Annotated in this window: 10 protein-coding genes; 7 read left to right on the plus strand and 3 right to left on the minus strand. The window is 63.3% G+C overall.

Features of this window, described 5'->3' with window-relative positions:
• Window positions 1-291 precede the first annotated feature (291 nt).
• The 5 genes from AC6H4Z_RS10985 (at window position 292) to AC6H4Z_RS11005 (ending at window position 6,944) form a co-directional block, all read left to right on the plus strand.
• Window positions 292-696 (plus strand): hypothetical protein, encoded by a 405-nt coding sequence (locus AC6H4Z_RS10985; protein WP_497546795.1) that lies wholly within the window; start codon window positions 292-294, stop codon window positions 694-696.
• Between the two features lie 98 nt (window positions 697-794).
• Window positions 795-2,156 carry an NAD(P)/FAD-dependent oxidoreductase gene (locus AC6H4Z_RS10990; protein WP_497546796.1) on the plus strand — a complete coding sequence of 454 codons (1,362 nt, stop codon included), beginning with the start codon at window positions 795-797 and terminating at the stop codon, window positions 2,154-2,156.
• A 13-nt stretch (window positions 2,157-2,169) separates the two neighbouring features.
• On the plus strand, window positions 2,170-4,269 hold the full coding sequence (locus AC6H4Z_RS10995) for a multicopper oxidase family protein (RefSeq protein ID WP_497546797.1): 2,100 nt from the start codon (window positions 2,170-2,172) through the stop codon (window positions 4,267-4,269).
• 39 nt (window positions 4,270-4,308) lie between these two features.
• Window positions 4,309-5,751, plus strand: a complete 1,443-nt coding sequence (locus AC6H4Z_RS11000; RefSeq protein ID WP_497546798.1) for an amidohydrolase family protein — start codon at window positions 4,309-4,311, stop codon at window positions 5,749-5,751.
• Window positions 5,752-5,753: 2 nt separating this feature from the next.
• Window positions 5,754-6,944 carry an NAD-dependent epimerase/dehydratase family protein gene (locus tag AC6H4Z_RS11005; RefSeq protein WP_497546799.1) on the plus strand — a complete coding sequence of 397 codons (1,191 nt, stop codon included), beginning with the start codon at window positions 5,754-5,756 and terminating at the stop codon, window positions 6,942-6,944.
• Between the two features lie 41 nt (window positions 6,945-6,985).
• Here the strand turns inward: AC6H4Z_RS11005 and AC6H4Z_RS11010 are convergent, their stop codons facing one another.
• Entirely contained in the window at window positions 6,986-8,131 is a 1,146-nt protein-coding gene (locus tag AC6H4Z_RS11010) for an LIC_10091 family protein (protein WP_497546800.1), read from the minus strand.
• 140 nt (window positions 8,132-8,271) lie between these two features.
• Between AC6H4Z_RS11010 and AC6H4Z_RS11015 the strand changes: the two genes are divergently transcribed.
• Both AC6H4Z_RS11015 and AC6H4Z_RS11020 read left to right on the plus strand, forming a co-directional pair.
• Window positions 8,272-8,643, plus strand: a complete 372-nt coding sequence (locus tag AC6H4Z_RS11015; protein WP_497546801.1) for a YbjQ family protein — start codon at window positions 8,272-8,274, stop codon at window positions 8,641-8,643.
• A 24-nt stretch (window positions 8,644-8,667) separates the two neighbouring features.
• Window positions 8,668-10,965 carry a S9 family peptidase gene (locus AC6H4Z_RS11020; RefSeq protein WP_497546802.1) on the plus strand — a complete coding sequence of 766 codons (2,298 nt, stop codon included), beginning with the start codon at window positions 8,668-8,670 and terminating at the stop codon, window positions 10,963-10,965.
• Between the two features lie 88 nt (window positions 10,966-11,053).
• Here AC6H4Z_RS11020 and AC6H4Z_RS11025 read toward each other — a convergent pair whose 3' ends face one another.
• Both AC6H4Z_RS11025 and AC6H4Z_RS11030 read right to left on the minus strand, forming a co-directional pair.
• Entirely contained in the window at window positions 11,054-12,037 is a 984-nt protein-coding gene (locus AC6H4Z_RS11025; protein ID WP_497546803.1) for an MBL fold metallo-hydrolase, read from the minus strand.
• The gene (locus AC6H4Z_RS11030; protein WP_497546804.1) at window positions 12,034-13,110 is read right to left on the minus strand and encodes a M14 family metallopeptidase; all 1,077 of its coding nucleotides are present in this window, start codon (window positions 13,108-13,110) and stop codon (window positions 12,034-12,036) included. Before AC6H4Z_RS11030 ends, AC6H4Z_RS11025 begins: the two co-directional genes overlap by 4 nt.
• Between the last annotated feature and the right edge of the window lie 29 nt (window positions 13,111-13,139).

The raw sequence follows: 13,139 nt of genomic DNA on the forward strand, positions 1-13,139 counted from the left end.
CACATGGCCGGTTTTAGCGGCGCATTTCGTCTTCGAGTCTGAAGAGATTTGGCGCGCGACACAAGACCCACGCGCTAGCCAAAGAGGGACGGTCCGCCCGCGGCCGAGTGTGATCGGGCGTTCGGTCAGGGCAATGGGACGCGCTGGTGTGATGCATCGTGGCGACGCCATGAATGCGCCACGCGCGTCACGCGGAAGTTGTTACAACTCTTTGAATCTCTTTTGTGTCAGAGGACGTACGCTCACACACGACGTGTTCTACAGTTTCGCTTTGTCTGAGGAGGTTCGAGGATGTCTGTCGCTGCTCCGCTCGTTGCGCTTGCGATCATCAGTCTCTCAACATCACCCTCACCGTCGATTCCGCGCGCGCATCATCTCGCGCCGACGACGTGCATTGCCCCGGAGCGCACTGGAACGTTCCGCATTCTTGCCGCAAAAGCCGACGGCAGCCAGCCGGTTCCCGCGATGCTCGTACTCGAGAACATCGAAGGCTGTCTAGAAGCGTCATTCGTAACGGACGATCGCGGTCCGGCGATCATCGATCATTTGTCGATGTCCGGTGACACGCTGAAAGGGTCGCTCAACGTCACCGGCAGTCCGGCTCAAGTCACGTTCCGCTTCAATGGCACCACCGTAGCCGGAACGATCGTCGAGCGTCGCCAAGAGTGGCGCGTCGAGGGCAAGCGCACGAGCTGATTCGCCATGGCGCCGGCGCGAGGCATGGGCCAATTTGTGCGCATGCCTTGCTCCTGCCGTAGTCAGGTCGTTCCGCGGGCCACTCGGGCGCTCCGCTGATGCAATCCACCGCGGACGTCGTCATCTGTGGTGCGGGAATTGGAGGTATTGCCGCCGCGTACCATCTCGCCGTGCGGCAACGGGTCGGCCGAGTCGTCATCGTCGACGAGCGCGAGCCGCTTACGCTCACGAGCGACAAGGGCACCCAGGCGTATCGCAACTGGTGGCCAGGCCCCGATGCCACGATGCATCGCTTCGTGTCGCGAAGCATCGATCTCCTCGAAGAATCAGCGCTCGAAAGCGGCAATGCGTTTCGGCTGAGTCGTCGCGGCTACCTGTTCGCGACGGCGCGCGAAGCTCAGGTCGCGCGCATCACGGAAACGGCGAACCAAGTGTCGTCGTTCGGCATGGGTCCGGTGCGTACGCACACCTCGAGTGCGACCTACCAGCCTGCACCCCCCGAGGGCTTCGCCGATCAACCGATCGGTGCTGACGTCCTGTTGGGCGACGCCGTGCACAATGCCTTCCCGTATCTCGCCGGCGACACGATCGCCGCGCTCCACGTGCGTCGCGCTGGATGGCTGAGCGCTCCCGCGCTCGGCGCATGGCTACTCAAACGGGCGATTGCGAATGGCGCCGTGTTCGTGCGCGATCGCGTCTGCGGCGTACGGTCCGAGGGCGGCCGCGTTCGCGAAGTGCAGCTCGCATCAGGCGACCTGATCGGCACGGACCGATTTGTCGTTGCCGCCGGACCGGCACTACCCGAAGTCGGTCGCATGATGGACATCGACTTTCCGGTGCTGCACGAGCTGCACGGCAAGATGACGATTCGCGATCATCGAGGCGTCGTGCGCCGCGACGCGCCGTTCGTCATCGGACTCGATCCCGTGCACCTCGAGTGGAGCGACGCCGAGCGTCGCGTGCTCGAGCGCGACGAGCACACGCGTCGCCTGATCGATCCACTGCCAGCTGGCGTGCATGTTCGTCCGGTCGATCTCGCGCATGGCGACGAGCTCTTTCTTATCTGGACGTATGAGACCGACGTGCGTCCGTATGTCTGGCCGCCGACGTTCAGCCAGCACTATGGCGACGTCGTGCTCCGCGGATGCGCAGGGATGATTCCTGGGCTGTCGGCGTACGTGGCGGCGGGAGCCACCGGATTCGTAGACGGCGGCTACTACTGCAAGACACGAGAGAATCGTCCGCTCATTGGTCCGCTGCCACTCGAAGGCGCGTACGTTCTTGGTGCGCTCTCGGGCAGCGGCGTCATGGCCGCGCACGCGGCTGGCGACCTTCTGGCGCGACATGTGGCAGGCGCTCCTCTGCCGGAATACGCGAAGTGGTTTCTGCCATCGCGGTACGATGATGCCGCATACCGTGCGCTCGTCGACGAATGGGGACCGCTCGTTGGGCAGCTGTGACTAGACGCAGTCCATGATTCTGAGTGGATTGGCGGCGCTGCTGCTTGCGTGCGGCCAAGGCGCGACCGCACCCGCGGAGTCGGCGCTGAATTGTCTGACGTTGTATCCTACGCCCGACCTCGGCGGCGTCTCTGGCGAAGTCGCGCTCCTGCCAGCGCAGTCGCCGTTCGGTGTCGCCGTGACGGTTGACGGTCGGCCGCGCCAGCACCTCGTTGCCACCGTCCGCGGACTTCCCGACGCGAAGTCGCTGGGCGCGTACACGACCTACGTCGCGTGGGCGTATACGCTCTCGCTCGACAGCGCCGTCAAGCTCGGACCGATCACCAACGGACGCATCGATCTCGGCGAACTCGACTACGTGCAGTTCCGAATTCTCGTCAGCGCGGAACGGTCTGCATCAGTTCGCACGCGAACGGGACGACTTGTGTTACGTGGCACGTCGCCGAGCGCGCGATTGATGGCGCATCGCGATGTGACGCAGCCGTCGGCACCGGGAGCGCCACGCGATGCAGCATCGTCGAGCTCGATGACTGGCGCGCATGAGATGCATTCGGTCGCTGGTGCGGGGCAGTGGTCAATGCCGCCGATGTCGCCACGTCTTGCAGCGATGCCCGGAATGTCGGGAATGCTGCCAAACACCGGGCCGTTCCTTCCACGACCTGGCGCATCGCCAGCGAAGCCGCGCGCGATTCTCCGCCCGAAGAGTGGCGATACGATCGCGCTCGAGCCTGGCGTTGTCACCGCAACGATCGCTGAGAAGGCCGTGACGATGTTCGCGTACAACGGCAGCGTGCCCGGTCCGCTCATCGACGTGAAGGAGCGCTCGACGCTCAACGTTCGGTTGCGAAACGCGCTCGAGCAACCGGGGTCGGTGCACTGGCACGGCATTCGGCTCGACAATGCGTCGGACGGCGCGGTTGGTCTGACGCAGGTGCAGGTGGCTCCGGGCGATTCGTTTCTGTACAAGCTTCGCTTTCCCGATCCGGGCATCTACTGGTATCACCCGCACGTTCGCGAGGATCTGCAACAGTCGCTCGGACTCTACGGAAATATCCTCGTCCGCTCGACCGATCCGGCGTACTTCGCCCCGGCGAATCGCGAGGAAGTGTTGATGCTTTCCGACCTTCTAATCGGCGCCGCGGGACCGACGCCGTTCGGCGCGGATTCGCCGACACACGCGTTGATGGGCCGGTTCGGAAACGTGGTGCTCGTGAATGGAGCCACCCGCTACCAACTCGACGTGAAGCGCGGTGCGGTCGTGCGTTTCTACCTGAGCAACGCGTCGGCGGCGCGGATTTACAACCTGTCGTTTGGCGACGCCCGCATGAAAGTCGTTGCGGGTGAAGCCGGCAAGTTCGAGCGCGAAGTGTTCGCGTCGAGCATCGTGATCGGACCGGCGGAGCGATATGTCGTCGACGTCGAGTTCGCGCGCGCGGGAAGCGTTGCGCTGGTCAATCGCGTTCAAGCGCTCGACCACATGAGCGGCGTCTATTCACCGGAGAGCGACACGCTCGGCGCCGTCCACGTTCTGGCGGAGCCCGAACCATCCAGCTACGCGACGAGCTTCGCGCGGGTTCGCCGGAATGCCGACGTCCAAGCATCGCTTGCACCGTTTCGCCGGGAATTCGACCGCCCGGTCGATCGCGAGCTCGTCCTCAGCCTCGAAACTCGGAACCTCCCGGCGTCGGTCTCGAACATGTTGATCGGCATCAACGCTCCCGTTGAATGGAACGACGGGATGCCAATGATGAACTGGCTGACGACCGGCAAGGAGATTACCTGGGTGCTGCGCGACCCGGCGACGGGAAAGCAGAACATGGACATCGACTGGCGCTTTCGTCGCGGCGATGTGGTCAAGGTCCGGATCTTCAATGACCCGTCGACCAGCCACGCGATGGCGCACCCGATCCACCTCCACGGCCAGCGCTTCCTCGTGTTGACGCGCGACGGCGTACGGAGCGATAATCTCGTCTGGAAGGACACGGCAATCATCCCTGCCGGTCAGACGGTCGACCTGCTCGTCGATATGTCGAATCCGGGGCGATGGATGATGCACTGCCACATCGCCGAGCATTTGAGCACAGGGATGATGGCGTCGTTTGTCGTAGAGTAGGGCAGCACAGGGAATCCCACCCACGTCAGGAGAAGGGCAATGCGTAGTCTCGGCCGTCTCACCGCCGCGCTCGCGCTCTGCGCGCCGCAGCTCCTCGCGTCGCAAACAGCGGCGTCGCAGGCGGGCTCGCCACAGAGTCGCACGCTGTCGCCGGCGTATCGTCAATACGTTGCCGTCGACGCGCCCGTCGTCGCGATTACCCACGCAAAACTGATCGATGGCACTGGCACGCCAGCCAAGAACGATCAGACAATCATCATTCGTGGCGAGAAGATTTCTGCCGTCGGTTCGGCGTCGAGTGTCGCCGTTCCGGCCGGGGCGCAGGTGATCGACGCCGCTGGGAAATCTGTCGTTCCTGGGTTCATTGGTCTGCACGACCACATGTACTATGGCGGCATGCGCTTCATGGGTGTGAGTTATCCGCGGCTGTTTCTCTCCGCGGGCGTCACGACGATCCGCACCACCGGAAGCGTCGATTCCTATCAGGAGCTCAATCTCAAGCGACAGATCGATTCGCTGCTCATCCCAGGCCCGGGCATCGTCGTGACCGGCCCGTATCTGCAGGGCGCGGGCGTTGGGCCAGGCGCAATGCATCCGCTCAAGGACACCGCCGACGCGGCGCGCATGGTTCGGTACTGGGCGGAGGAAGGCGTGACATGGTTCAAGGCGTACACGCAGATCTCTCGCGCCGACCTCGGCGCAGCGATTCGTGAAGCGCACAAGCGCGGCGTGAAGGTGACCGCTCATCTGTGCTCGGTCGGATTCCGAGAGGCTGTTGCACTCGGCATCGATCAGCTCGAGCACGGTCTGCTCACGAACACCGAGTACTTCCCTGGGAAAAAGCCCGACGCCTGTCCGACGGAAGGCGACTCGGTGCTCTACGGCGCGCTCGACATCGACAGTCCGGACGTCCAGCGCACGTTCAAGGAAATGGTGGCGCACAACGTGGCGATGACGTCGACGCTCGACGTTTTCGAGCTGTCGTCCCCGAGTCGCGTGCCGTTCGATCAACGCGTGCTCGACGCCTTGTATCCCGATGCGTCGAAGTCGGTCGCGACGTTTTATGAGCGCGGCAAGACGGCCAGCGACAGCATCCATCGCGTCGCGTTCAAGAAGGCGATGGCCTTTGAGCGGGCGTTCGTCAAGGCGGGCGGTCTGCTCGGCGCAGGCTCAGATCCGTGCTGCACGAGCGCGATCGCTGGGTACGGAGATCAGCGGAACTACGAGCTGCTGATCGAGGCCGGGTTCACGCCCGAAGAGGCGGTGAAGATCATGACGTCGAATGGCGCCAAGATCTTGGGCTTCGACAAGACTGTCGGTACGATTCAACCAGGCATGCAGGCTGATCTGGTCGTCGTGAACGGCGACGTCGTTCGTACGCCAGGCGACATTCGGAAGACGGACATCGTGTTTCGTCGCGGGATTGGTTTCGACTCGGCAAAATTGCGCGAGTCGATCAAGGGACTCGTGGGCCTGAGGTGACAATGTCGACCCGACGCACTTTTCTGAAGACATCTGCCGCCATCGGCGGTGCACTGAGCCTCGATGGACTTTCGGCGCTCTCGTTGAAGGCGCAACCCGCCGCGCCCGCGAAGCCGCGCGATGTCGGCAAAGCGCCCGCCTCGCTGAATATTCTCATTCTCGGCGGCACGGGCTTCACGGGTCCTGAGCAGGTCGACTACGCGATCGCACGCGGACATCGCGTGACGCTTTTCAATCGCGGCGTGACGCGTCCCGGCGTGTTCAAGGGAAAAGTCGCCGAGGAATTGATCGGCGATTTGAACAACGACACGAGTGCGCTCAAGGATAAGAAGTTCGACGTCGTGATCGACAACCCGACGACAGCGCCAGCGTGGGTGCGCAATGCGGCGAAGTATCTCGCGGGGAACGTCAAGCATTACATCTTCGTCTCGACGACGTCGGTCTATCGCGATCAGAGCCAAATCGGGATCAACGAGGAAAGTCCGACCACGCCGATGCCTGACGGTCTCGATCCGTACACGATTGACGCCAAAGCCATCGCGGGGAATTACGGGGCGCTCAAGACGCGCGCCGAAGAAGAGGTCCGAACGCAGTATCCGGGGATCAACACCATCATTCGTCCGTGTTTGATCGTCGGTCCGCTGGATCGGACCGATCGCTTCACCTATTGGCCAGCCCGAATCGATAAGGGAGGGGAAGTTCTGGCTCCCGACAAGCCCGACGATCCGTGTCAGTTCATCGACTCGCGCGATCTAGCCGAGTGGACGGTGCGCGTAGCGGAGGCGCGTGAGTTCGGACTGTACAATGCGATTGGTCCGGCGCATCCCATGACCATCGCCGAGATGCTGTACGGGGTGAAGGCCATCACGACTGCGGGAGCGAGCTTCACCTGGGTACCGTGGGAGTTTCTCCAGGCGAACAAGATCAGTCCGTGGCGGCACATGACGGTGTGGCAGCCGCCCGTGGGAAGAACCGCCGGCTATCAGCGTCGGAGCGCAGCCAAGGCGATTGCCAAGGGCCTGACGTTCAGGCCTCTCGCCGTCACTGCCAAGGACACGCTCGACTGGCACAAGACGCGTCCGCAGAAGGAGCAGGACGCGACGTTGAACGGTGAGATCAACGGACTCGCAATGTCGAGGGAAGCCGAAGTGCTTGCGTTGTGGAAAGCCAAGCAGGCTGACGGCAAAGGCTGATCGACCGAAGTCTCAGGGTCGATGCAGGCGCTGCGCGTGCACTAGTTCATGCACGCCAGCGCCTGATTGTTATCCATGATCCTTCCAGCCTGCGATGCCTGAATGAATGCGGCGATCGGGCAGAGTGAGCGCGTGGGGCCAGCGCCCCCGCGTCGCATGGAGTACGGGCGAATGAACACGCTGCTCGAGTCCATCGGCAGCGTCGCGACGTTCGCGTAGAAGGCCTGCGCATGTCCGTCGCCGAACAGATACTGCTCGACGTTCGAGACATAGAACGCGCTCACACGACCCGCGTGCTCGCTGACATAGGTGCCGATCGAGCGAATCGCTTTAGGCCCGGCAAAGTCGCCGGACACTGGCACGATGAGATTTCGCTCATGCAAGCCCTTCAGGTACCGATAGTTGTCTTCCGATGAGAGAAAGCTCTTCGGTTGACCGGTCGCGTCCACGGAAAAGCCGGTGAGGTCGGAGAAGTCTCCGCCGCGTCCGCTGAACGCACCGCGCGTCGTGATCGACGGACCGAACTGATAGAACGCATCGTACACGCGCCGAAGCTGCGCGAGTTCGTCTGTCGTGAGTGCAAACCCGTGCGTCTTCGTCAGCCGGTCGAGAACGCGCGCGTAGTTCTTTCTCCCCAGCGCCGAGTCGGTTCGAACTGATCGGTACGCTTCCCAGATGGCCTGAATGGTCGTAGACGTATCGAGACCACCCGGGCGCGGTTTTGCGAACAGCAGCGAGATGAAGTCCGCGCGGTCGGCAGCGAGCTCGAACATCGCCTTGAACATCAGATGCTGAACGACGGCCTGCCGGCGAATGTCGACGATGAAGGCCATCTTCGGCCGGATGGCGGCGATGTACGAGAAGTTCTGCTCGGGACCGACGCCCATGTATACGCCGCCGGCCACCTGCGACGTGCGAAGCTGCGTGAACAACTGTCCAACTTCCATTTCGTTCGACGTGAAGTTGTCTTCGATCTGAAAGTAGCCGCCGGGCTCCGAGATGTCGGTCTCGAGCTTCCAGTACTCGGCGTCGCTCAGCTTTGTCGGCAGCGCAGGAGCAGGCGGAGGCGCAGGCTGTGCAGCCGGTGTGACGTACACGGGCGCCGATGCGGTGACCACCGTAGTGCGCGAGCAACCGGCGAGCAGTCCAACGAGCACCGGTGCAGCAAAGAGCGACAGTCGTTTCATGAGGTCCTGTGCGTCACAGTCGGGAATCAGGCCGAACGGCCGGCGCCGTTGGGCCGCTCTGTCCATTCTACGCCGAGCATGGCGCTCCACACCAGCCCGCATACATTCGCGCAACCCCTAAATCAGCAACGGAACGATCGATGCCACGCCTTCCAGCTCCCGGATTCCTGACGACCACCTCGATTTCCATCGACGGGTACGACGTCGTTCAAACGTACGGCGTCGTCCGGGGTATCGTTGTTAGATCCCGCTCGGTCTTCGGACAGATCGGGGTGAAGTTCCAGACGATCTTTGGTGGCAACATCACCCTGCTGGAGGAACTCTGCGAAACCACACGCGCCGAGGCGTTTGCCAAGGCCGTGGATAACGCTGTGTCGCTGGGCGCGAACGCGCTCGTCGCCATTCGGTACGACGCCACCGAGATCATGCCGGGCGTCTCCGAAGTGCTGTGCTACGGCACGGCGATGCGCCTCGCGCCGCGACTCCGTGGGCAGGCGAGTGGGCAGGGCTAGTCGAATCTCTTACACCGTTCATACATGTTCAGCGTTTCCCGTCGTCGCGCGAGCGTTGGCCTCGCGTTTGGAATTCTTTTCGCCGCGCCGGTGGTCGCCCTCGCGCAGGCGCCACTCACCGTCGCACGCATTTTTTCCGGCGAGTTCAGATCGGACTACGTCGGCCCATCGCGTTGGCTAGACGACAGCACCTACACGATCCTGGCGCCCACGTCGGGAGGGCAGGGCGCCGACCTGGTTCGCGTCGATGCCGCCACGGGTCAGCGCTCGGTTTTGATCGCGGCGAGCAAGCTCGTCCCAGCAGGCGCGGGCGCACCGCTGGAGGTCGAGGACTACGACTGGTCTCCCGATCATCAGCGGCTCCTCGTCTTCACGAACTCTGGCCGAGTGTGGCGCGGCAATACGCGCGGCGATTTCTGGGTGCTCGACATTGCGTCGGGCAAGCTCCGGAAGCTCGGCGGTCCGTCGGCCAAGCCATCGACGCTGCAGTTCGCCAAGTTTTCGCCCGACGGCAAACGCGTGGCGTACGTTCGCGAGCACAACATCTACGTTGAATCGCTCGCCGACGGAAAGATCACGCCGCTGACGAAGGACGGCTCGAAGACCGTCATCAACGGCACGTTCGACTGGGTGTACGAAGAAGAGCTGAGTCTTCGCGACGGATTCCGCTGGAGTCCAGACGGTCAACGCATCGCCTACTGGCAGCTCGACGCGAGCGGCGTGCGCGACTTTCTGCTCATCAACAATACGGATTCGCTCTACTCGTTCACGGTTCCCGTGCAGTATCCAAAGGCGGGAACGACGAACTCGTCGGCGCGCGTTGGAGTCGTGAGTGCCGCCGGCGGCCCGACGACGTGGATGAAGGTGCCGGGCGATCCGCGCAACAACTATCTCGCGCGCATGGACTGGGCGGCGAATCCGACCGAACTCACGATCCAGCAGCTCAATCGACGGCAGACGGTGAACACCATGTTCATCGCCAACGCCAAAACTGGTGCGGTAAAACCGCTGTTCGTGGACAAGGACAGCGCGTGGATCGACATCTACGACGATCACAACGATTGGGGTCCGGGACCGTCGCTGCATTGGCTCGACGACGGCTCGGCGTTCGTGTACCTCAGCGAACGTGACGGCTGGCGCCACGCATTCCTCGTGTCGCGCGACGGGACGATGCGTCTCATCACGCCCGGGAAATACGACGTGATGAAAGTCTCATACATCGACACGAAGGGTGGCTGGCTGTACTACTACGCGTCGCCAGACAATGCCACGGAGATGTTCCTGTGGCGCATTCGCCTCACGGGCGGCGAGCCGCAACGCCTCACACCAGCGGCGGCGCGCGGCAACCACGACTACGACATCGGACCAGGGGCGCGCTTTGCGATTCATACGGCATCGTCGTGGGGCGTGCCGCCGGTGACCGATCTCGTTCGCCTGCCGTCGCACGACGTCGTTCGCATGCTCGTCGACAATCACGTGCTCAAAACAAAGCTCGAGGGGCTCGCTCAGGGCCCGGTCGAATTCGGGCAGGTCGACATCGGCAACGGTGTGAAACTCGACAGCTGGCTCATGAAGCCCGCGAACTTCGATCCGACGAAGAAGTATCCGATTCTGTTTTACGTCTATGGCGAACCAGCCGATCAAACCGTGCGCGATTCGTACGGCGGCAGCCGTTGGCTATGGCACCTCATGCTCACGCAGCAGGGCTATATCGTCGCGAGTGTCGACAACCGCGGCACACCCGGTCCTCGCGGCCGTGATTGGCGCAAGGCAGTACACAATCAGATCGGTTCGCTGCGCGTGCGCGAACAGTCCGAAGCGGCGCGCGTGATCGGGCGTCGTCCGTACGTCGACTCGACGCGCATGGGCGTGTGGGGCTGGAGCGGTGGCGGCTCGTCGACGCTGTTGCTCATGTTCCGCGCGCCTGACGTGTACAAAGTGGGAATGTCAGTCGCGCCGGTGGCCGACGTTCACAACTATGACACGATCTACCAGGAGCGGTACGTCGGACTTCCCACCACCGACTCGGCAGCGTATCGCGATGCGTCGGCGGTGAATTTCGCGCGCGGCCTGCGCGGCGATCTACTCGTCGTCCACGGCTCGGGCGACGACAACGTGCACTTTCAGGGAACGGAGCAACTCGTCAACGCACTCGTTGCCGCGGGGAAGCCGTTCCAAATGATGGAATACCCGAATCGCACGCACGGCATCTACGAAGGGCCGGGAACGACGCAGCACCTGTTCAACCTGCTGACCAGGTACCTCGAGGAGCATCTCCCCGCAGGCGGTCGACCGATTACGCCGGGGCCGGCGACGCCTTGAGTTTGATTGACGCGAGTAACGGTTTTCAGTTGGGAGTGTTCGAGGGTTCGAGTTCTCGACAGCTCAACGACTGAAGGCCGTTACTCAGTCAGCCTGCTTTGAGTTCTTTGTACCAGGCGTCGAACGCGCGCGGGAAGAAGCCCTTGTTGAACAGCACCCACTCGCCGAGCGACGGCGGAAGTGTGAATGCGGCGCCGGCTTCAGCTGCTGGGGTTCCCGCCGCGTAGGCCTTCCGCGCACCGCGCTCCAACTCCTCCAGCATCGCGACGTACCGATCATACTCGGCCGTCTTTCCAATCGCTCCGTGCCCGGGGATGTACGTCGTGTCGCGCGTCCGCCGCAGTGCACGCACCGAGGCGGCAAGCTTCGTCGGGACCGCGTCGACGAAGTTTGGGAACATCGCATTCCAGAATAGATCGCCGCAAAAGACGATGCTCGGATCGTCGAGCTCGAGCGAGACATCGCTCTCTGTATGACCGCTGCGCGGCACGACGCGAACGGTACGACCGCCGAGGTCGAGTGAACTCGCGTCGCTGCCCGAGAGTAGAACGGCGTCTTTCACTGCGGCAATCCGCGATGCATCCGCGGGCTGATTGCGCTCTACCACGAGGTCGCGCGTGCGAGCCGTCGAACGAACCGTTGGGTGATCGGACTCCGTGAGGTAGCCCGCCACACCATTCGCGTGATCCGAGTGATAGTGCGTGAGCGCAACATGCGTGGGCCAACGACCGGTGAGCTCTCGCGCCTTACCTGCGAGCCACACTGCGCCTTGCGGTTTGTTGAATCCCTCGATCGCCAGCACGGCATTCCGTCCGACGATGATGCCGCCGTTGGATACCGTCGTTGCGTCGCCGTTCAACGGCGTCGAGATCAGCGCCCAGACTCCGTCGCTGACCTTTTCGAGATTGCCGAATGGCTCGCGCGCGACGACTGACCCAGGAGTGCTCGCCGCCCACTGCGCGCGTGCAAGCGACGGCATGAACGTCGCCGCCAGCGCGAGGTGCGCAGCACACGATCCGCTGCGCGCGAGGAAATCGCGACGATTGAGCTCGCGCTCTGATCTTTCACTCATTTCGGTGCCACCCAAGGAGCGGGTTCTTTGACGATTGGAATGATCGTGATCAGCGTCGCGCCCTTGGCCATCGAGGGCACGCCCCGCACGAACGTCACGAGACCGTCGATTGGCGCGCGCAGGTCGCCAGTCGGGCGACCAAGCAGATCGGTGGTGTGACCGACGATCTGGCCTTTGTGAACTTTCGTGTCACGCGCCACCGCCGCGAAGAACACGCCGGCGCTGTCCGCCACGATGCGCGATCCAGGTCCCGCGAGCCAGACTGGGGCGCGGAGCGGTGCCACTTTGCGCGGGAGCATGTCGAGCGACCCGAGCACGTTCAGAGATCCTTCAACGAGCGACGTGATGTCGCTCGGCGCCACCACGCCGCTGCGCCCCGCCTCGGCCACGAGCACGGTCTTGCCGCGGACCAGCGCCTGTGTCGATAGGCTGCGGCCAGGGTTCGACCCAGCGTCGATGTCGCTGATGATGACGTGATCGAGGCCGAACGCCTTCACGAGCTTGAGGCCCGCCGAATCCTGCGCCGGCTTGCCACCACGGAACCAGTAGCTGTACGGGCGAAGGTCTTCGTCGAGATCTCCGCCGTGCAGATCGACCACGACGTCCGACGGCATGAGGATCTGCGTTTGCACCGCGGCGAGTGCGCGCTGCGTCTGCGTCCCGTTCACGTCGCCCGGGTACCCCGCGTTCATGCCCTTGCGGTCTGTCGGGTTGACGTGCGGCGTCATCTGGAGGAACGACGGAACGTTGAGCAGCGGCGCGATGATCACCGTGCCGCCCAACGTCTTTGCATCGATCCGCGCGACGAGACGCTGCATGGCGATGATCGACGAATACTCGGTGCCGTGAGCGCCAGAGACAAAGGCGACGGTCGGGCCGGCCTTGGTGCCGCGAATCACGACCACCGGCATCTTCATCGCGGAATCGCTGCCAGCGGCGATGGCGATTTCGCCAAACGCCGTGGTTCCCGGCGCCGCCGTGGCCGTACCGACGGAGAACGGCGCTTGCTGTGCGGCGAGGGTCGGCGCGGAAGCGACCGTGAGAGCCGCGAGAAGCGCGGGAATGCGTTGCATGAGCCTGTCCGGGTCGGAGTGGGTGACGG

This window comes from Leucogemmata humicola, assembly GCF_055379415.1.